21 protein-coding genes are annotated in these 19,635 nt (G+C 37.5%); 13 read left to right on the top strand and 8 right to left on the bottom strand.

The window, feature by feature from the left end; all coding sequences use genetic code 11:
• Positions 1-142 precede the first annotated feature (142 nt).
• Positions 143-1,321 carry an acyl-CoA dehydrogenase family protein gene (locus tag R2800_04820; GenBank protein MEZ5016353.1) on the top strand — a complete coding sequence of 393 codons (1,179 nt, stop codon included), beginning with the start codon at positions 143-145 and terminating at the stop codon, positions 1,319-1,321.
• Positions 1,322-1,373: 52 nt separating this feature from the next.
• Here R2800_04820 and R2800_04815 read toward each other — a convergent pair whose 3' ends face one another.
• Entirely contained in the window at positions 1,374-1,799 is a 426-nt protein-coding gene (locus R2800_04815; GenBank protein MEZ5016352.1) for a hypothetical protein, read from the bottom strand.
• Between the two features lie 145 nt (positions 1,800-1,944).
• Between R2800_04815 and R2800_04810 the strand changes: the two genes are divergently transcribed.
• From R2800_04810 to smpB, 7 genes are all read left to right on the top strand, one after another.
• Complete coding sequence (locus R2800_04810; GenBank protein MEZ5016351.1) at positions 1,945-2,412, top strand: hypothetical protein; 468 nt, start codon at positions 1,945-1,947, stop codon at positions 2,410-2,412.
• Positions 2,413-2,418: 6 nt separating this feature from the next.
• Positions 2,419-2,727 (top strand): hypothetical protein, encoded by a 309-nt coding sequence (locus R2800_04805; GenBank protein ID MEZ5016350.1) that lies wholly within the window; start codon positions 2,419-2,421, stop codon positions 2,725-2,727.
• A 53-nt stretch (positions 2,728-2,780) separates the two neighbouring features.
• Complete coding sequence (locus tag R2800_04800) at positions 2,781-3,284, top strand: hypothetical protein (protein MEZ5016349.1); 504 nt, start codon at positions 2,781-2,783, stop codon at positions 3,282-3,284.
• A 117-nt stretch (positions 3,285-3,401) separates the two neighbouring features.
• Positions 3,402-3,935: a bifunctional pyr operon transcriptional regulator/uracil phosphoribosyltransferase PyrR gene (gene pyrR, locus R2800_04795; protein ID MEZ5016348.1), complete on the top strand. Its 534-nt coding sequence runs from the start codon at positions 3,402-3,404 to the stop codon at positions 3,933-3,935.
• Positions 3,936-3,958: 23 nt separating this feature from the next.
• On the top strand, positions 3,959-4,888 hold the full coding sequence (locus R2800_04790; GenBank protein MEZ5016347.1) for an aspartate carbamoyltransferase catalytic subunit: 930 nt from the start codon (positions 3,959-3,961) through the stop codon (positions 4,886-4,888).
• Positions 4,889-5,046: 158 nt separating this feature from the next.
• Positions 5,047-5,904 carry an acetyl-CoA carboxylase, carboxyltransferase subunit beta gene (gene accD / locus R2800_04785; GenBank protein ID MEZ5016346.1) on the top strand — a complete coding sequence of 286 codons (858 nt, stop codon included), beginning with the start codon at positions 5,047-5,049 and terminating at the stop codon, positions 5,902-5,904.
• A gap of 8 nt (positions 5,905-5,912) precedes the next feature.
• A complete protein-coding gene (gene smpB / locus R2800_04780) occupies positions 5,913-6,362 on the top strand; it encodes an SsrA-binding protein SmpB (GenBank protein ID MEZ5016345.1) in 450 nt (149 codons plus the stop codon).
• A 4-nt stretch (positions 6,363-6,366) separates the two neighbouring features.
• Here smpB and R2800_04775 read toward each other — a convergent pair whose 3' ends face one another.
• Positions 6,367-7,689: a saccharopine dehydrogenase C-terminal domain-containing protein gene (locus R2800_04775; protein MEZ5016344.1), complete on the bottom strand. Its 1,323-nt coding sequence runs from the start codon at positions 7,687-7,689 to the stop codon at positions 6,367-6,369.
• Positions 7,690-7,819: 130 nt separating this feature from the next.
• Between R2800_04775 and R2800_04770 the strand changes: the two genes are divergently transcribed.
• Positions 7,820-8,287: a hypothetical protein gene (locus R2800_04770; GenBank protein MEZ5016343.1), complete on the top strand. Its 468-nt coding sequence runs from the start codon at positions 7,820-7,822 to the stop codon at positions 8,285-8,287.
• Between the two features lie 5 nt (positions 8,288-8,292).
• On the top strand, positions 8,293-8,718 hold the full coding sequence (locus R2800_04765) for a hotdog fold thioesterase (protein MEZ5016342.1): 426 nt from the start codon (positions 8,293-8,295) through the stop codon (positions 8,716-8,718).
• On the opposite strand, the gene R2800_04760 is transcribed toward R2800_04765, so the two are convergent.
• Entirely contained in the window at positions 8,715-9,284 is a 570-nt protein-coding gene (locus R2800_04760) for a matrixin family metalloprotease (GenBank protein ID MEZ5016341.1), read from the bottom strand. The genes R2800_04765 and R2800_04760 overlap by 4 nt on opposite strands.
• A 206-nt stretch (positions 9,285-9,490) precedes the next feature.
• Between R2800_04760 and gyrA the strand changes: the two genes are divergently transcribed.
• The 3 genes from gyrA to R2800_04745 all read left to right on the top strand — a co-directional run bounded on the left by gyrA (position 9,491) and on the right by R2800_04745 (position 14,721).
• Positions 9,491-12,079, top strand: coding sequence for a DNA gyrase subunit A (gene gyrA, locus R2800_04755; GenBank protein ID MEZ5016340.1), 2,589 nt, complete (start codon positions 9,491-9,493; stop codon positions 12,077-12,079).
• A gap of 158 nt (positions 12,080-12,237) precedes the next feature.
• Complete coding sequence (locus R2800_04750; protein MEZ5016339.1) at positions 12,238-13,476, top strand: hypothetical protein; 1,239 nt, start codon at positions 12,238-12,240, stop codon at positions 13,474-13,476.
• A 138-nt stretch (positions 13,477-13,614) separates the two neighbouring features.
• Positions 13,615-14,721 carry an acyl-CoA desaturase gene (locus tag R2800_04745; protein MEZ5016338.1) on the top strand — a complete coding sequence of 369 codons (1,107 nt, stop codon included), beginning with the start codon at positions 13,615-13,617 and terminating at the stop codon, positions 14,719-14,721.
• 29 nt (positions 14,722-14,750) lie between these two features.
• Here the strand turns inward: R2800_04745 and R2800_04740 are convergent, their stop codons facing one another.
• The 5 genes from R2800_04740 to R2800_04720 all read right to left on the bottom strand — a co-directional run bounded on the left by R2800_04740 (position 14,751) and on the right by R2800_04720 (position 19,634).
• Positions 14,751-15,956 (bottom strand): DUF763 domain-containing protein, encoded by a 1,206-nt coding sequence (locus R2800_04740; GenBank protein ID MEZ5016337.1) that lies wholly within the window; start codon positions 15,954-15,956, stop codon positions 14,751-14,753.
• A 33-nt stretch (positions 15,957-15,989) separates the two neighbouring features.
• Entirely contained in the window at positions 15,990-17,258 is a 1,269-nt protein-coding gene (locus R2800_04735) for a sigma-70 family RNA polymerase sigma factor (GenBank protein MEZ5016336.1), read from the bottom strand.
• Positions 17,259-17,328: 70 nt separating this feature from the next.
• On the bottom strand, positions 17,329-17,676 hold the full coding sequence (locus tag R2800_04730) for a YciI family protein (GenBank protein ID MEZ5016335.1): 348 nt from the start codon (positions 17,674-17,676) through the stop codon (positions 17,329-17,331).
• A 96-nt stretch (positions 17,677-17,772) separates the two neighbouring features.
• Positions 17,773-18,753 (bottom strand): fatty acid desaturase, encoded by a 981-nt coding sequence (locus R2800_04725; protein ID MEZ5016334.1) that lies wholly within the window; start codon positions 18,751-18,753, stop codon positions 17,773-17,775.
• Positions 18,753-19,634, bottom strand: a complete 882-nt coding sequence (locus R2800_04720) for a lysophospholipid acyltransferase family protein (protein ID MEZ5016333.1) — start codon at positions 19,632-19,634, stop codon at positions 18,753-18,755. The genes R2800_04725 and R2800_04720 overlap by 1 nt, the downstream gene beginning before the upstream one ends.
• Position 19,635: the final 1 nt, after the last annotated feature.

The raw sequence follows: 19,635 nt of genomic DNA, 5'->3' as shown, positions 1-19,635 counted from the left end.
ATATATAACTTATATGCTTATAGGTAAGCTATTCTGTCATAAATATTTGTCTTTCAGTCACTTTTTTCCAGCACAAAATTATAAGGACACTGTCAAATATGCTACCTTTGCGCGTCACATTAACATAAATTTTAACGTTTAGATGGAAAAGGATTTATATCAACACCCCGATTATTATCTCTTAGACGAACTTTTGACCGATGAACAAAAGCTAATTCGCGATTCTGTACGCTCTTATGTAAAGAAAGAGATATCTCCAATAATTGAAGATTATGCGCAAAAGGCAGAGTTTCCAAGCCAGATCATTAAAGGATTGGGTGAGTTAGGTTGTTTTGGTCCTTTTTTACCGGAGCAATATGGCGGTCCGGGTCTTGACTATACTACCTATGGTATTATGATGCAAGAGCTGGAGCGTGGTGATTCAGGCATCCGTTCTACAGCATCGGTACAGGGGTCTTTGGTAATGTTCCCTATCTACAAATTTGGTAGTGAGGAGCAGAAGATGAAATACCTTCCTAAGTTGGCTACAGGTGAAATGATGGGCTGCTTCGGGCTTACAGAGCCAGATCATGGTTCTAACCCTGCTGGTATGCTGACCAACTTTAAAGAAGAGGGCGACCATGTGATCCTTAACGGTTCTAAAATGTGGATATCCAACGCACCATTTGCTGATATAGCTGTAGTTTGGGCTAAAGATGAGCAAGGTGATATTAGAGGACTTATTGTAGAGCGTGGTATGGAAGGCTTTAGCACACCTACTACACATGGCAAATGGTCTTTACGTGCATCTGCAACGGGTGAGTTGGTATTTGACAATGTAAAAGTGCCTAAAGAAAATATACTACCTGGCGTGAAAGGACTAAAAGGACCTTTGACTTGCTTATCTAGCGCACGCTATGGTATCGCTTGGGGCGCATTGGGTTGTGCTATGGATTGCTACGATACAGCACTACGCTATGCTAAACAGCGTGTACAGTTTGACAGACCAATTGCTGGTTTCCAACTAACACAGAAGAAGCTAGCCGAGATGATCACTGAAATTACTAAAGGACAGTTGCTGGTTCAGCGCTTGGGCACACTAAGAGATGAAGACCGTGCTACACCTGCACAGATATCTATGGCTAAGCGTAATAGCTGTGAGATAGCTTTAAAGATAGCTCGCGAAGCCAGACAAATATTAGGCGGTATGGGTATAACTGGTGAGTTTAGCATTATGCGCCATATGATGAACTTAGAAAGTGTGGTAACCTACGAGGGTACGCACGATATTCACTTATTGATTACAGGCATGGATGTTACAGGCATCAATGCTTTCAAATAGCTCGGATGAGCAAAGAGTGAGAAAAGGGAGGCTGCATGTATTTGTAGCCTCTTTATTTTTGTAGTTGTTCCAGCTGCTCTTTTTCGTTGATAGAGATGGCCATCTCTATTTTCCATTCTCCATCTATCTGCTGCTTTACGATATACTCGTAGTCGCAGTTATACACATCGCGATGGTCTTTATCCAAATACCTCCAATTCACTTTTACACGCACTATCTTATCGGTAATGGAGTATTTGTTACGAACATCGGGAGCAGCAGCAACAATACCATATTTTTTGTAGAAACGTCTGCCTTGGCTAATGGCCCCTTCTAGTGGTGCTAAATCGCTATATACAGAAGAGCCGTCGTTAGACAAGAAAGTGCAGGGTAGTGCATAGAGCATAGCCATTGCTTTTGCATCATTTTTCTCTAATGCAGCGGCATATTGGTCAAACAATTCATTGATCTCATTAGCGGTTATTACGGCTCTACTCATGATGGCTTTCTCTCTATTGTGTAACTAGATACAAAGGTAAAGGACTCTTGCTTGCAAACTAAATATAGGGAAAGAAATATGTGTTATCTTTTACAGCTTTTTATGGCGTAAGTATTGTATATTTGTTATAATTAAAGAGTTGGTTATGAAACTATTTCTATATACACTGATATTATTTGTGGGTATCAGTACCTATGCTCAAGAGTTTGAAGTGCCTTCAATAGAAATATTAGAGATAGAGCCCCCTAAAAAAGGGGCTAGTATGGAATATAAGTTTCCAGATACAGTAACTCACATTCTGGAAAATAAGATGAGTCAGCATGATGGTTATTGGTTTATTGAGATGTATGTGCTTACAGATGATACAGTACGATTAGCTTTATATAAGCTTAATACTAAAAAGCCAAAAGATTGTTCTGGTGATATGGGCATTATTTTTTCTAGTACGAATAGGCATTTTAAGTATGGTAATAGAGAAATGCCAATTATACTAAGTTCAGATCACAGGTTTGCATTTCCTAGTTTTGCAATGACTGATGGATATGTTATAAAGTTTGTAGCGAGGAAATGGTATAGTGATGCAACGATTATTCATGCAGGCTATTATTATTAATGTTTTATGAAAAGAGCATATATCGTATTAGATGGTTGTTTTACAGGAACTGGCGTAAGAGATATAAATACACAAGAGTGGATAGAAATATCAGACTTGGTAGTTTCCGACAATTTAAAAACTAGCCTAGAGAATTGGGCAACTGAGTATCAGAAATATACACCAGGTAGTTCGCTTGAAATAGATGACAATACTTTGAAAAGACTAGATGATGAAGGTCTTAGATTGTCAAATGCAATAATGACAGAGAACGAAGACTATAAAATTGATTATTATGATTCAAAATATGGAGGAAGAATATACATTAAGTATTAAGCTAATTGTTACAAGAACAACCATTGAAAACCTATAACAAAACGTAACAATAGATGTCATCTAAGGGAAATAGAGTAATACGAAATAGGCTTTTCTTATTTATGGTGTTCGGAGGGTTCTTTATAGTTACAGCACATAAATTGTATGATAGATACGTAACTGATGATGAATACCACGCAGCAGATTTTCGTGAATATCTAAGTGAGTTTGAATACTTTTCATCTTTACATAACGACATCTTTGAACCAAGCAATATTGGTGAGAGTTATATAATTAACTATACAGCAAAAGGTTTATTTTGGGAGCGTTGTATATCTGCAACAAATAACATTGATTCGATGTGCAAAAATGATTTTATAGATGAAAAGCAAGAAAAAAGAGCTAAAACCTTTATGGCAGATGTTGACATGAGAGCTATTATTTATGAAGAAAAAAGCATTCTTTTTATTTTTGCGGGTTACCCCCAGCCTGTAATAGTTTATGGTAGTTCTAAGGAGTATGAATCATACTTAGGATTAAAATTAGCAGATAACTACACTTTATATATGATGGAATGAAACAAACATTGAAAATCTGTAACAAAACGTAACAATTCGTAACATTTTGAAAGAAAATCGAGTAATATTCAGAAATTCCCGCTTAGCTTCTTATTTTTGGTCAAAATTTCGCAACAATTGAAGACGCTGCTCAATCATAGTCAACTCAATATTACGCTGCAGCGGTTAGCTCACCAGTTAGTCGAGAATCATCTTTCTTTTAAGGATACTGTTATTATTGGCATACAGCCACGTGGTGTGTTTTTGTCCGACCGTATTGCAGAACTTGTAAAAGAGATAACCAACGAAACACAGATACCTTATGGCAGATTAGATATCACCTTTTATAGAGATGATATCAACAAGTCGAACGAGATACAAGTCCCTAAGAAAACGGATATAGAATTCAGCATACAGGACAAAAACGTCATCTTAATTGATGATGTCCTGCACACAGGGCGCACTATACGCTCCGCTATGGACGCTCTAATAGACTTTGGCCGACCAAGAAACGTGGAGCTATTGGTATTGATAGACAGACGATTTAGCAGAGAGTTGCCTATACACCCCGATTATGTAGGACAAACCGTAGATACCATAATTACCCAAAAAGTAATTGTAGAATGGGCGGAAGAGGACAAGAAAGAAGACGTAGTTGTATTGATAGACTAATTATTTAAAGAAAAAAGAGATACATGTCATTATCGGTAAAACACTTACTGGGAATTAAAGAGCTTCAACCGGAGGATATTCAAACTATTTTCCGAACGGCGGACAATTTCAAGCAAGTATTACAACGCCCGATAAAGAAAGTACCATCGCTGAGAGATACTACCATTGCTAATATCTTCTTCGAAAACTCTACCAGAACAAAAATATCTTTCGAACTAGCAGAAAAAAGGCTTGGTGCTGATGTGGTCAACTTCTCTGCCTCAGGCTCATCTGTTTCTAAAGGGGAGACCCTCGTTGATACAGTACACAATATCCTAGCCATGAAGGTGGATATGGTGGTAATGAGGCACTCTGCAAGTGGAGCGCCATGGTTCTTGGCCAACCATATAGATGCTAGCATAGTAAATGCAGGTGATGGAGTGAATGAGCACCCAACACAAGCTTTACTAGATGGCTTTTCTATGAGGGAGAAAGTTGGAGACCTAAAAGGTAAAAGGGTAGCGATAATAGGAGATATAATGCACTCCAGAGTAGCTTTAAGCAATATTTTTTGCCTGAAGAAACTAGGTGCTGAGGTAGTAGTTGCTGGGCCGCCTACACTAATACCGAAGCATATTGAAGAGCTAGGCGTAAAAGTAGAGTATAATGTAAAGAAAGCTCTACAATGGTGTGAGATCGCCAACGTACTTAGAATACAGCTGGAGCGCCAAAACAAGCCACTATTCTCTACACTAAGAGAATATGCGCTGTTTTACGGAGTAAATAAGCAAATGCTGGATAGCTTACAGAAAGAAATAGTGATCATGCACCCTGGACCTATAAACAGAGGGGTGGAGCTGAATTCAGATGTAGCAGATAGTGACCAATCTATTATTCTAGACCAAGTGGAGAATGGCGTAGCCATACGCATGGCTGTACTTTATCTATTGTCTGGAAAGAGAGAAATGGAATGATAAAAACATAAATGTAAAAGCGCAACGATTCAATATTTTTACATTTTGCATTAATAACCTACCTTAGCCGTTACGAAAGCATTTAAAATGTCCATAAAAGGGCATAGATAGGGAAGCCACATCGGTTTCCATGTTTTTTTAAGCAAACTTGATATTTTATGTCATCTACTTGGTTTAGACGAATAAAAAAAGGCATACATACTAGTACACACGAGAAAAAGGAAGCTCCAGACGGATTGTGGACTAAATGCCCTGAGTGTAAGAAAACCTCTACAGCTAAAGAGCTAGAAGATAATCTATATACATGCCCAAAGTGTGAAAATCACTTTCGCATAAACGCTAAAGAATACTTTAATATTCTGTTTGATGAAGGCAAATATGAAGAGTTATTCAAAGAAATAAAGCCAACAGATAAATTAGAATTTGTAGACTTAAAACCCTATAAAGACAGGCTAGTAGATGCACAGAGCAAAACTGGTCTTACTGATGCTATGACCGTTGGTGTAGGTGAGCTTGACGGGAAGGGCTTTGTGATAGCATGTATGAACTTTAACTTCATTGGCGGCTCTATGGGCTCTGTTGTTGGTGAAAAGATCAGTCGTGGTATAGACTATGCTATAAAACACAAAATGCCATTTATGATCATCTCCAAATCAGGTGGTGCTCGTATGATGGAAAGTGCATTTTCTCTAATGCAAATGGCTAAGACCTCTGCTAAGCTAACTTTATTATCTAAAGCGCAACTACCATATATTTCTTTCATGACCGACCCAACTACGGGTGGTGTTACTGCTTCTTTCGCAATGTTGGGAGATGTTAATATTGCCGAACCAAAAGCGTTAATTGGTTTTGCTGGCCCTCGTGTTATCAAAGAGACAATTAAGAAAGATCTTCCTGAAGGATTCCAACGTTCAGAATTCTTGCGCGATAATGGCTTCTTAGACTTTATTGTAACAAGAAAGGAACTCAAGCAACAATTGTCTACTGTGCTTGACTGGTATATGAAGGGTAAATAACCACTATTTTGGCTAAAGACAAAGTCTATATAAAAAATAAACCTGCCACTTTTGAGTATGCTATAGAAGATAAGCTTACTGCAGGTATTGTATTGACCGGTTCTGAAATAAAGTCAATAAGAAATAGCAAGGTGAGCTTTAACGATAGCTTCTGTTTTTTTCATGAAGGTGAGTTATGGATAAAAAGTCTGCATATAGGACATTATGAAAATGCAGGTTATATCAGTCATGATCCTACTCGCGAACGCAAGCTGCTACTCAACAAAAAAGAGTTACGCAAATGGCAACAAAAAATAAAGGAGAAAGGATACACAATAGTACCTCTTAGCATGTATATCAATGAAAATGGTTATGCTAAACTAGATATTGGGCTAGGTAGAGGTAAAAAGCTTCACGACAAACGCGAAACCATTAAAAACCGTGATGCTGAAAGAGAAATGAAACGCTACTTAAAGTAATAGTTTAAATTACTGTTTCTTTAAATTCAATACCATATTGTTCTAATTCAGCTAATACAGGTTTATAAACTGCTGCCATCGTGGGGATTTGAACACCAGGAATAGCCTTGATCTTCCCTGTTAGCAATTGCTTGGCCAATATGCCCATTGGTAAACCAACAGTTTTTGCCATAGCAGAATATTCTCGATTTTCACCTTTTATCACTAAGGTGCTTACTAGTTTGCTCGTCTTGCTTTTATGAGTGTATTCTACTTCATGTTGCATCACTATCATATCCTTATCGTTTGGCTGCATCTCCCATTTCTCCAGTAGAATATGCAATAACAGATCGCCAGAAGAGCTTCCTTTGAAAGATACTGCGGTGTCTTCAAATAAGCCTAGCCAAGAGATTAAATCCATTACCTCTTTCTCCAAATTGAATTTGCCCGCAACAAACTCAGCCAAGTCTCCATGACCTTCAAAATTAGCTTTATCTGCTACCCAATCAGTAAGCGTAATACCATCTTCGATTTCATCTGTAATATCAGTAAGACCAAGGTCGATAAGTGCTTGCCATCCCTTACAGAAAATAGGGTGACGTAATGACCCTCTGATAAAAGTATCTATATGGGGCACTTCGTAAGTGTCAAGATATTTTAAAGAGTCTCTATTGGGGTAGGATATTAGATCCTCAATGCCATTTACACTTTCTATAGCGTTTACGTCCGTAAATACTTTATTGTATGGTAGCGTTGTAACTGTTTTGTTTTGTAGGTATTGCGCGCCCGCCATACCTGCTGTTATAATATTTCTAGGATTCCAGGTAAACTTATAATGCCAAGGATTATCGTCAGACTCCGGAGCTATAAGGCCTCCTGCGTAAGACTTAAAAGAAGTGATGGTAGCTGCAACTTTGTGTATGCTATGGAATATCTGACTGGCAGTCATATGGTCAATACCGGGATCAAGCCCCATTTCACACATAAACATTAAGCCTTTTGCTCTAGCTGCCGCATCTAGTTCTTTCATCTCGTCAGACACATAAGAAGCTGTAATGATATGCTTGTTGTACAACAAGCAATCTTCAGCTAAAGAGATATGTAAATGAGGTGGCATTAAAGAAATAACCACATCCGCTTTTTTTACTAATGGCTGTCTCTCTTCTGCCTCTGTAATATCTATAACCGCAGCTTCTGCATATTTGCTGTTACGGGTTTTAGCAGCTACTGCTTCTGCATTACCATCGGCTACTATTATTTTCCAATCATTACTAGCTGCATGCTCTATAAGATAATCGATCAGGTATATTGATGTTTTACCTGCGCCAGCTACAAGTATTGTTTGCATGAGTAATTATGTCTTAATTAGTAGACTAATGTAGAACTTGTTTATGTAAAAGCATGAAGGATTTTATATTTTATTTGTTCTATTTTGTTTAAAATCATTTAGTTATCAAATAATATAAATCCTACAACGAATGAAGAAAGTTGAGAAAATTTTTGTTATTCTATACTTATTAGTATTTCTAACTAAAATAGCCACACTTTTGGGCTTGATAAGTCTTTCAATAATAGGGCTACCATTACTGTTAATTGGTTTTGCGCTTTCATCGCTATACTTCTATGCAGGCTTTATAGTATTCCCTGATGTAAACATTGTTACACAAACCAATAAAAAAACAAAAGAGACCAAAGAACAAGTCATCACATCCATATTTTCAGGAATAATAATTGGCTATGGAGTAATAACGACTGTATTTACTATACAAAGGTGGCCACTGTTAGGGTTTAAAATATCAACAGTTTTATTGATATTGCTTGCGATATTTTTAACTATTATGTTATTACTTAAGAAAAGTAAATTTTATAGGCAGCTACTACTTAAAAGTATGTTTGTTTTAGGGTTAAACTTTATATCATTGTTAGTGATTCAAACTATATTTTAGTGCTTATGATCTGGAAAACACAGCCTGATTTGGCACAAATGAATGCTTTGTCTGCTAATACAATGGGGGAGACACTAGGCATGGTCTTTACTACAGTTGCCGATAATTATATAGAGGCAACCATGCCTGTAGACAACCGTACCCGTCAGCCTTATGGCCTGCTACATGGTGGTGCATCAGCAGCTTTGGCTGAGACTGTAGGCAGTGTAGCTTCATCGTTGTGTATAGATAATGAGCAGCAGATATGTGTAGGAATTGAAATAAACTGCAATCATGTAAGAGGTAAGAGATCCGGTATAGTAACGGCTAGAGCAGAGCCTTTGCATATAGGCGCTACTACCCATGTCTGGGATATTAAAATACGAGATGAAAGAGAGAAGCTGGTCTGCGTGAGTAGGTTAACAGTATCTATACTGAAGAAGAAAGACTAATTGCCTATTTGCCTACTACAATTACTACACAAGCCTAGTAATGCATGGTCAATTGTGCTTACCTTTTCTACCGCATCTGTCATTAGGCATTTTTTGTCTTCACAATGCTTTAATCCTAAGTTGTGACCTATTTCGTGAAGTATTACTTTAAGTAGACGTTCTTTATATTTCTGTTTGCTGGCATTTTGTAGTCTTTTAGTAGACACTACAGCTGCAACTCCAGGTCTTTTAGCCAGTCCCATTATACCCCAAACACGGTACTTATTTTCCGGTTTTTTAATATTTCTGTATTTATCTTTTTTGCTAACGAATATATCAGTAGCTGTTATCCCAAGTACTAAGGAGTGATCATCTGTCTTTATAACTCCTAGATAGTCTAAAATATCGCTGGCTGAGTATCTAAACCCTTTTTCGTAGTTGACAAAACTTTGTGGTACTTGAATACTTTTTGCTACAATAACATTGAAGCCATAGAACTCCTGTATCTGGTTGATAATATCTTCCTCAAAGTCAATATTTTGATAAGAAATAGGCTGCAGCAATAGGGTAGCATGTTCTCGCTTCATCCTATTATTCCTAAAGCTATTATTTGAGATATTGCAGGAAAAAAATATCGCTGCAAAAGCTATATAATACAGGTATTTACATATTGATTTCATCTTACTGTAAAGATTGGTTCACTTATACACAAAATGCACATTTGTGGATACTTTCCATACCGACAATACGGGGCATTTTTGTTATATTTGTACATTCTTTTTAACGAGTATTTATGGACGAAAATAATGAGAATTTGTCGTCATCGGAGGAGACTCCTGAAAATGACAAAATCATCCAGATCAATATAGAAGAGCAGATGAAAACGGCCTATATCGATTATTCCATGTCGGTTATAGTTGGTCGTGCACTACCAGATGTTCGTGATGGTCTTAAACCGGTGCACAGGCGTGTATTATTTGCCATGCACGAATTGGGTATCAACTACAACAAGCCTTATAAGAAATCTGCCCGTATAGTCGGTGAGGTGCTGGGTAAGTACCACCCGCATGGTGATACTGCAGTATATGATGCAATGGTGCGTATGGCTCAACCTTGGAGCATGCGTTATAACCTTGTAGATGGCCAGGGTAACTTTGGTTCTCAAGATGGTGACGGACCGGCAGCAATGCGTTATACAGAGGCACGCTTACAGCGTTTGTCTGAAAGTATGATGGATGACCTTGATAAGGAAACCGTTGATTTTTCGTTGAACTTTGACGACTCTTTACAAGAACCAACTGTAATGCCAACGCGCATACCACAGCTATTGATCAATGGATCTTCAGGTATTGCGGTAGGTATGGCTACTAATATGATGCCGCACAATTTATCTGAAGTAATAGATGGTTGTGTTGCTTATATCGATAATAATGAGATCACTATCGACGAATTGATGAAATTCGTTAAAGCTCCCGATTTCCCAACAGGTGGTATCATCTTTGGTATTGACGGCATAAAACAGGGTATGCATACTGGCCGTGGTAGAGTAGTACTGCGTGGTAAAGTAAATGTAGAGACCTTAAAAAGCGGCAAAGAACAAATTGTTATTACAGAAGTACCTTATCAAGTAAGTCGTGATGCACTGGCAGAAAAAATAGGTAACCTCGTAAACAATAAAGTAATTGAAGGGATTACACACGTAGCCAACGAGTCTAATAAAGACGGGACAAGGGTAGTTGTAGAGTTAAGAAGAGATGCCGTAGCACAAGTGATCATCAATCAGCTGTACAAATACAGTGAGCTACAAACCTCTTACGGTATTAACAATGTAGCCCTTGTAAAAGGTAGACCTCGTACCTTAAACCTGAAAGATATGATTTCAGAGTTTGTAGGTTTCCGTCATGAAGTTGTTGTAAGAAGAACTCAATATGAACTAAGAGAAGCAGAGAAAAGAGCTCATATTTTAGAAGGTTATCTTATAGCTCTAGACCATTTAGATGAGGTTATTTCTCTTATAAGAAATTCTCCAAACCCAGAGCAAGCAAAACAAGGCTTGATCGAAAAGTTTGAGATGTCTGAAATACAGGCAAAAGCTGTATTGGAGCTACGTCTTCAACGTCTTACAGGCATGGAGCGCGATAAGATACGTGAAGAGCATGCTGAGATAATGAAACGTATTGCTCATTACAAAGAGATTTTGGCTAATGAAGGGATGCGTTTCGATATCATTAAAGAGGAGCTGGAAGATGTAAGAAAGAAGTTTGGAGACGAGCGTAAATCTGAAATACAATACCTAGCTAATGAAATGCGTATTGAAGATCTAATTGAGGAGGAAGATGTTGTTATCACCGTTTCTCACTTAGGATATATCAAACGTACTTCTGCTACAGAATATCGTGCACAAAAACGTGGAGGTAGAGGTTCTAGAGGTGGACGCACCAGAGAAGAAGATTATATAGAACATCTATTCATTGCCTCAACGCATGACACATTAATGTTCTTTACAGAAAAAGGGCGTTGTTTCTGGTTGAAGGTATATGAGATACCTGAAGCTGATAGAAACGCTAAGGGCAGAGCGATACAAAACTTGCTACAAATACCGCCTGATGATAACATCAGAACAATTATAGATGTATACAAACTAGAAGAAAAAGAGCGTATTGAAGGGAAGTTTGTCGTATTGTGCACGAAGAAGGGTATTGTTAAGAAAACTAAGCTGGAAGACTTTAGCCGCCCACGCCAAACTGGGGTAAATGCAATTACTATACAAGAGGGGGATGAGCTATTAGAAGCAAAACTTACTGATGGCAATAACTATATCATGATGGCTGTAAAATCAGGTAGGGCTATTTGTTTTGAAGAAAGCAAGGTTAGACCTACGGGAAGAGGAGCAATAGGTGTAAATGGTATTGAGTTGTCTGACGAGAATGACGGTGTTGTAGGCCTTGTTTGTTTAGCCAAAGACGATGAACAGACGCAAGTGCTTGTAGTTTCGGAAAGAGGCTTAGGAAAACGTACTCCATTCTTAACCAAGAATGAAGAAACAGGAGAGCTGGAAACAACTTACAGAGTTACCAATCGTGGTGGTAAAGGTGTAAAAACTATTAACATCACAGAAAAAACAGGCGGTCTTGTTGGTTTATTAGCAGTGTCGGAAGAGAATGATCTAATGATCACTTGTAAGTCTGGTATTACAATACGTATGGAAGTTGAAGCTATTCGTGAAGCAGGTAGAGCAACTCAAGGTGTTAAATTGATCAACATAGACGAAGGCGATGAAATAGCTGCTATTGCTAAAATAGTAGACAAAGACGATGAAGATGAAGGGGAAGAAGTTGACGAAAGTACAACAGACGCTACTGCCACAGAAGCAGAAGAATAAGCCTAAAGAATAAATAGCATTTTTAAGCCGTGTGTTTTTTTACATGCGGCTTATTTGTTTATGTTAATATGTCATTTTGGTTACTATTAAATCATTTATTGGTTTTATTTTTGCTTTATACTATACACAGATATCTATTATTAATAAATAAGATGTAAATGAAGAAGATCACACTAGTTTTAGTTTGCCTATTAGCAACAAATTTTGTTTGGGCACAAAAGAAGAATGTTACCAGTGCCGCACTAGAATATGGTAAAAAGAACTTTGCGGAAGCTTTAAAATATATCACCGAAGCGGAAACTGACCCCTCTACAAAAGATTTCCCAAAAACTTGGTATGTAAAGGGTAATATCTATATGGGTATGCAAAACGACCCTGCTTATAAAGCAGAAGCACCATACAGAAAAGCAGTAGATGCATATACTAAATTAATTTCACTTGATCCAAATTATAAGAAAAGTGATGTTGATCAAGCTTTAATTATCAGCACTTATAACTATTATAATGATGCGGTTACGGCTTATGGTCAGAAACAATATAAAGATGGATTTAACTATGGAGCACAAGCTGTTGCCATAAGAAACATCGATGGCGGCAAACGTTTTGAAGGAAAGAAAACACTAGATACTATTGCATCTCAATCCAAAATAATACAAGCATATTGTGGTTTTTATGGCCAGATGTATGATGAAGTGATACCTGTACTTAATGAGTTGAAAGATGATCCTATAAGTACTAGTGATAATATTTACTTAATGCTTTCGAATATATATAAGCAACAAAGTAATGATAAAGCTCAAATAGAACTTCTTGAAGAGGGTAGAGCAAAATATCCTGCAAGTACTTCTCTTAGAAATGAAGAGTTGAACTACTATATCAGAACAGATCAACAAGAAGTATTAATTAAAAAGTTAGAAACTGCAGTAGCAGGAGACCCTGATAATGCTGAATTACAGTATAACCTTGGTAATGGTTATAATAGTATGGCTAGTTCAAAGGAGAAACCTGCTAACTATGATGAATTAGTACAAAAAGCTGAAACTGCATACTTAAAAGCAGTAAATGCACAACCTGAAAACTTCCTTTATAACTACAACTTAGGTGCATTATATTTCAACAACGCTTCTGAAGTAATAACTGCAATGAACCAACTTGGTACTAGTGCTGAAGAGAATAAAAAATATGATGAGTTGCAGAAAAAGAGAGATGCATTGTTTGAAAAAGCACTTCCTTATTTGCAAACTACTCTTGATAAATTAGATCCTCAAGTAGAAACGCTTAAGTCTGAAGACAGAAGCACTTACAGATCTACTATCGTAGCAATGAAAGAAATTTATGCTCGTCAAAATAAGCTTGACAAAGCAAAAGAGTTGAAAGAGAAGCTAGATGCTATGTAATTATACATATTGATTTATTTAAACGTGTTGATGCTTATCAACACGTTTTTTTTGCTTGAGAGTTAATTATTATTTAATATTTATAGGTAGGATTTGATTTTAGGAGTACCTTTGCACACAAATAAAAAAGAATACCAGTTGTCTACAAATAGAAAAATAGAGATCGTACGTTTTGCTAAAAGAAATGGTGAGGGTTTTTACGACGATCTAAAAAAGAACATCGAAGCTTACTTCAGAGATAATAACATTGCGAAGAACGGTAACACCAAGATGGTAACGAAAAGTATCGCAATTATTCTCATGTACTTAATACCATATGGCATTATGGTATCAGGAGTAGCGTCATCTTCACTATTTATATACTTCGGTCTTTGGTTTTTGATGGGGATAGGCATGGTAGGTATAGGATGTTCTGTTATGCATGACGCCAACCACGGTTCTTATTCTAAGAATAAGTTTCTAAACGCAATGCTTGGTAGAATAGCTACGCTTGTAGGTGGCTACCATGTAACATGGAGATTGCAACACAATATTCTTCACCATACCTATACGAATATTGAAGGTTTGGACGATGATATAGAAGCTGGCGGTATGCTTCGCTTTTCGCCACATGCACCAAAACATAAGGCGTATAAATACCAGCATATATACGCTTGGATCTTATATTGCTTCCTTACATTGCAATGGGCTACCATTAAAGATTTCAAGCAGGTATATGATTATCACAAAAAAGGCTTGCTTAGAAAAGAGAAGAAATCTTTAGGTATTACCATGTTCCAGTTGAGCCTATACAAACTTGCTTACTATGCATATATCATAGTATTGCCGATATTATTTTCAGGGGTGTCTTGGGGTTATGTAGTGCTAGGTTTTGTTCTTATGCATTTTGTTGCAGGTTTCTTACTATCGGCTATTTTCCAATTGGCACACGTAATGGAAGATTGTGAATTCCCATTACCAAGTGGAGATAGAAAAATTGAAAACAACTGGGCTGTACACCAAGTATTAAATACGGCTAATTTTTCTCCAAAGAGCAAGATCATGTCGTGGTTCATAGGTGGACTAAACCGTCAGATAGAACATCATCTGTTTCCTAATATCTGCCACATACATTATGTAGATATTGCGCCGATAGTTAAAAAGACAATATTAGACCATGGCTTACCATACTATGAGCAACCCAACTTTATTACAGCACTCACCAAACATGGTGAAATGCTAAAGAAGCTTGGTCAAGATCAGTAAATAGCTTAGTCTAATTAATATATTTTATTTCAGAACAACGAAAGTTGTTCTGTTTTGTTTTTAGGAGGCAACTCTTTACCAAAAACAGTACGTCCGCCATATTTCCAGGAGTCTTTTCTTTCTTTTTCTATCAACTCTTCAAACCTGCTATTGGGGACAAAATCTTTCTCTAAGCGTTTAGCAGATGAATGGAGTTTTTTGATCGCTTCATTTTTATCATTATTCCCTAGTTTGGCCAGCCTGATAGATCTATCCAGAATTGCTATAGATTCATCATATACCTTAGTAGGCACAGGAAAGGGATGGCCATCTTTACCACCATGTGCAAAAGAATAACGAGCCGGATCGCTAAACCGAGAAGGAGTGCCATGTATTACTTCACTAACTAGTGTCAATGATTGTAAAGTACGTGGGCCTACACCTTTTAGAAGCAATAGAGATTCTATGTCCCTTAACTCTTCTTCTTGTGCTATAGCTAGTATGCTTCCTAACCTTTTTAGGTCTACGTCTTTGGCTTTCACATCGTGATGACTAGGCATCAATAGTCGCTTAGCTTCTTTTAGGATTATTTCCGGCTTCTCTTTTGTTATGTCCAGTATGCTTTGTTTGGTTTCTTTTGCCGCCTTATCTGTAAGGTTTAATATTTGTCCTTTATTTTGACCATAAATGAAGGTATGCGGTGTTTCTGTATAAGATTGTAGTGAAGGGGAGTGCCAATGGTAGCGACGCGCCATACCATTAGTATCATTCATTCCCTGTTGTATAACCGTCCACTCACCTTCATCGCTGAGTATGAAAGAGTGCAAGTAGATATTATAGCCATCCTGAATAGCAGTATTATCTACTTTAGCCGAAAGTTTACTGCTTCTTACAAGTGCATTTCCGTCTAAGCCTGTTCTTTCTGCTATATTGATCAACTCTGTAGGTGTTGCTCTGGAGTGCTTTCCTTTACCACCACAGATATAAATACCATGCTCTTTAGACCTTTGATTTACGGTATGCTTTAATGCGCCTAATACAGAGGTAGTAATACCAGAAGAATGCCAATCCATCCCTAACACACAACCTAAAGATTGAAACCAGAAAGGGTCACTCATTTTGTGCAAAAGTGCAGATTTACCATATTCCATTACAACAGCATCTACAATAGCACTGCCTAGTTTGCCCATGCGTGTATATAGCCATGGAGGTACTTTCCCGTAGTGTAGTGGCATATCTGCATAAGAACGACTCATAGAATAAAGGTAAAGAAAAAGTTGCACAAATGTCTAACTTGTCAATTCCTTTAGTTCTTTATTGATCAGTTTTCTTTCAGCTGTAGACACCACAAGAGACAATGCCTTTTCAAAGTGCTTGATGGCGTCAATCTTGCTGCCTATTTCTGAATACAACTTGCCCAATATGGCGTGTAGCAAATAGTATTTATCTAAGTAATTAATACCAGGTATGCTCTTTATGACTTCTATAGCTTTTGCTGCGCCTTCTAGTTCTTTAAGCACCACAGCTCTATTAAGCAGTATTATAGGTGATGGTTCAATTTGTTGAAGGATATTGTAATATTCTAAGATCATCCGCCAATCAGTAGCATCGTAAGTTTCCGCTTTACAGTGTTCGTATGCTATTGCAGCTTCTACATGGTATCTGCTTATATTACTACCTTCAGCGGCTAATGTTAGCTGATGTATTCCTGCATCAATAAAGTCCTTATTCCAAAGTGAACGGTTTTGCTCACTCATCAATAGCAGGTCTCCACTAGCACTTATCCGTCCGGGCATGCGTGCGGTATGAAAATAGCAAAGTGCTAACAATGCTCGTGCCTCTGGTCTACATGTAGAAGGATGTTCTACTATTAGCGTGCACAACCTTATGGTATCTAAAGCCAAACTTTCCTTGATCAATTCATCATCATAGGAAGAACTGTAAGACTCGTTAAAAATAAGATAGATCGTTTTAAGTACGTTCTCCAGCCGAGCAATCAACTCATCACCTGTGGGTATTGTAAAAGCAACCTTCCCATCTCTAAAAGCTTTTCTTGCCCTGTAAAGTCTTTTCTCAATAGTGTCTTTGGAAGTTATAAAGGCTTTGGCTATTTGTGGTATCGAAAATCCGCTTATCGTCTTTAATACCATAGCGGTTTGAGCTTCTTTTGCAATATCTGGATGGCAGCAGGCAAAAATCATTCTTAGCTGATCATCTTTTATTTCATGCTCTTTGAAATAGTCTTCTAAAACAGTATTGGCAGTATATTCAGAATCGAGTAGGGGATTATGATCATCACCATAGGTGTATTCATGCCTATATTTCCGCAACATGTCTATTGCTCTATTCTTAGCGGCACGATATAGCCAAGCTGTAGGGTTATCGGGTACACCTTTCTCTTGCCAGCTTTCCAAAGCTTTGATCAATACATCTTGAAAAACATCTTCGGCCAATTCAAAATTATGTGGTCCAAATACGCGTGTAAGAACTGCTATTATTTTACCAGACTCTTTTTTAGTAAGCTCTTCAATAATATAATGTACCGAAGTAATAGACATGGACTTGAAGCTAGTGATATTAAACAAAACAGCCTGCATATAGCAGGCTGAAATAATAATAATGTGTTTATTACATATTGTTCATGCTCGCGATTTCTCTTACCTCTACAATGCCATTATGTTCAAATATTGGGCATCCTTTTGATAGCTCAACAGCCTCGTCATAATCTTTACCTTTTATTATAAGGTAACCATTCACCACTTCTTTACCTTCTGCAAAAGGGGCATCTGTAATATTATCTACAGTATGCATGGTTCTACCATCACCAACCAGAGGTTGACCGCCAATAAACTTACCAGCTTCTGCAAGTCCACCCATCCATTTTTTCCAAAGCTCCATGTGCTGAGCCCATTTTTCAGGGTCCAATCTAGCCTCACGTCCGTCTCCACCTCTAAAGATCAATAAATACTCTTTCATAGTTTTTGTCTTTTAATTGTTTAGTTAATCAATGTTTGTATATAGAAGACGAACACTAATTAAGAAACTGGACAGGAAAAGAAAATATTTTTACAATTAGCTAAAAGCTTCCTTAAGAGAGACCATTTTGTCACGTTCAGGATCCCAAACCTTTAGTCGAAAACAAGCTATAACATCCTTTATTTTCAAAGAGGTTGTTTTGGCGTTCTGCAATTCAGGTATAGCTTTGTAGGCTTCTGGTAAACGGTAGAATGGAATACGAGCATTAAGGTGGTGTATATGATGATAGCCGATATTACCTGTGAACCAGTTCATCAATGGAGACATCACCATATAACTTGACGATTCTAGCGCAGCCTTTTCATATTTCCAATCCTTATTCTCTGCAAACGTGGTAGTAGGGAAGTTGTGCTGAGCGTAAAATAGATAAGCCCCCATACAACTAGCAATAAAATGAGGTATGCCAACGGCAAAAAACCACGCTTGCCAGCCTAGAAAGATAATTAGTAAGGCACTTATAGAAAAGTGAAGTATTAAAGAGATCAATGAATCATAATGCTTGCGTGGTGCACTCATGAAAGAGTTGATACACATGCCAAATATGAACATGGAAAAATATCCAAACAGTATGGTAAGTGGATGACGAACAGCTAAGTATATTTTTTGCTCCTTTTTGCTCATAGCAGCAAACTTTGCTTTGGAAGCAATAGGGTAGGAGCCTATACTGGCACTAAATAGTTTTGAATTGTGGCTGTGATGATAATCGTGAGAACGTTTCCATATACTGCTAGGTGCTAATATATATACACCAAAAACGATCATAATAGCATTAGCAATGGCCGACTTATTTAATATAGCATGATGTTGGTGGTCATGATAAATAATAAACATACGTATCATGAGCAACCCCCCAAGTATACTTATAGGTAGTTTGAAGTACCAATTAGGAACAAAGAATGTGCTCAATAGAGTACCAACCAACAGAAGAAGGGTAGATAACAAGTGTACCCAACTTGTGGTGCGATTCTCTTGTGCAAATTGCTTGGTAGCTAATATGAGTTGTTTCCCTTCGAGCATTAATCTTGTTTAGTTCTTTTATGTTTCCAACGCCTATGTGACCAAAGCCATATTTCGGGTTGGGCAATTATATCTTTTTCCAACTTCTTTGTATGCGCCTCAGATATTTCTCCCTCAGCAGTATCCCTTGGGTTGTCAAACATCTTTTCAGCATATATTTCGTAGTAGCCTCTTTTTACCTTCTTAACAGTGCCGTATACTACTACATAATTTAGCTTCTTGGCAATCACTTCAGTACCTTTAAAAACAGGTGTGTCCTGATTTAAAAAGGTCATCCAATGAGCGTTCTCGGGTGTAGCGGTTTGGTCAGCAATAAAAGCAGTAGCATTAAGCTCATTTCGGTTTTTCACCATTTCTCGAAACGTATTCTTTGTTTCTATTAGCTTAGTACCAAAACGTGTACGTATTTTATATACAAGATCATCAAAACGTTTATTCTCAATTCTCTTGTATATCACATAAAGCTGGTGCTTGCAAGACATACTAAAAGTATTTCCTGCCCATTCCCAGTTGCCCATATGCCCTAATACAAGTACTATACTTTTATCCTTAGCAGCAATGTCATCAAATACTTTATAAGCTTGCGGTGTAAACACACAACGCTTTAGCATTTCTTCTTTGCTGATGGAAAGGGTCTTAAAGGTCTCTAAAAAAACATCGAATAGGTGCTTGTAAAACTTTTTGGCAAGGATCTTTATTTCCTCTTCAGATTTTTCGGGGAAAGAATTGGTGAGGTTCTGTAAAACCACCTTCTTCCTATACCCAAAGATTCTGTAGATTACCAAATAAAGAAAATCTGATATGATATATAATACCCTGAAAGGTAGTATTGATATCAAATAGATCAATGGTAACAAGAGGTAAAAAAGAATCGCCTGCACC

Source organism: Flavipsychrobacter sp., from assembly GCA_041392855.1.
GTDB lineage: Bacteria > Bacteroidota > Bacteroidia > Chitinophagales > Chitinophagaceae > UBA5543.
This window is presented reverse-complemented; position numbering and strand designations above follow the sequence as displayed.

Excerpts from the sequence above, each read along its gene's own strand:
- R2800_04800 (MEZ5016349.1), top strand. The coding sequence starts at position 2,781 with ATGTCATCTAAGGGAAATAGAGTAATACGAAATAGGCTTTTCTTATTT.
- R2800_04760 (MEZ5016341.1), bottom strand. The coding sequence starts at position 9,284 with ATGAAGCGAGAACATGCTACCCTATTGCTGCAGCCTATTTCTTATCAA.
- R2800_04725 (MEZ5016334.1), bottom strand. The coding sequence starts at position 18,753 with ATGCTCGAAGGGAAACAACTCATATTAGCTACCAAGCAATTTGCACAA.
- R2800_04765 (MEZ5016342.1), top strand. The coding sequence starts at position 8,293 with ATGATCTGGAAAACACAGCCTGATTTGGCACAAATGAATGCTTTGTCT.
- accD (MEZ5016346.1), top strand. The coding sequence starts at position 5,047 with ATGTCATCTACTTGGTTTAGACGAATAAAAAAAGGCATACATACTAGT.
- R2800_04805 (MEZ5016350.1), top strand. The coding sequence starts at position 2,419 with ATGAAAAGAGCATATATCGTATTAGATGGTTGTTTTACAGGAACTGGC.
- R2800_04770 (MEZ5016343.1), top strand. The coding sequence starts at position 7,820 with ATGAAGAAAGTTGAGAAAATTTTTGTTATTCTATACTTATTAGTATTT.
- R2800_04790 (MEZ5016347.1), top strand. The coding sequence starts at position 3,959 with ATGTCATTATCGGTAAAACACTTACTGGGAATTAAAGAGCTTCAACCG.
- R2800_04820 (MEZ5016353.1), top strand. The coding sequence starts at position 143 with ATGGAAAAGGATTTATATCAACACCCCGATTATTATCTCTTAGACGAA.
- gyrA (MEZ5016340.1), top strand. The coding sequence starts at position 9,491 with ATGGACGAAAATAATGAGAATTTGTCGTCATCGGAGGAGACTCCTGAA.
- R2800_04735 (MEZ5016336.1), bottom strand. The coding sequence starts at position 17,258 with ATGTCTATTACTTCGGTACATTATATTATTGAAGAGCTTACTAAAAAA.
- R2800_04740 (MEZ5016337.1), bottom strand. The coding sequence starts at position 15,956 with ATGAGTCGTTCTTATGCAGATATGCCACTACACTACGGGAAAGTACCT.
- R2800_04750 (MEZ5016339.1), top strand. The coding sequence starts at position 12,238 with ATGAAGAAGATCACACTAGTTTTAGTTTGCCTATTAGCAACAAATTTT.
- R2800_04810 (MEZ5016351.1), top strand. The coding sequence starts at position 1,945 with ATGAAACTATTTCTATATACACTGATATTATTTGTGGGTATCAGTACC.
- R2800_04775 (MEZ5016344.1), bottom strand. The coding sequence starts at position 7,689 with ATGCAAACAATACTTGTAGCTGGCGCAGGTAAAACATCAATATACCTG.
- R2800_04815 (MEZ5016352.1), bottom strand. The coding sequence starts at position 1,799 with ATGAGTAGAGCCGTAATAACCGCTAATGAGATCAATGAATTGTTTGAC.
- R2800_04730 (MEZ5016335.1), bottom strand. The coding sequence starts at position 17,676 with ATGAAAGAGTATTTATTGATCTTTAGAGGTGGAGACGGACGTGAGGCT.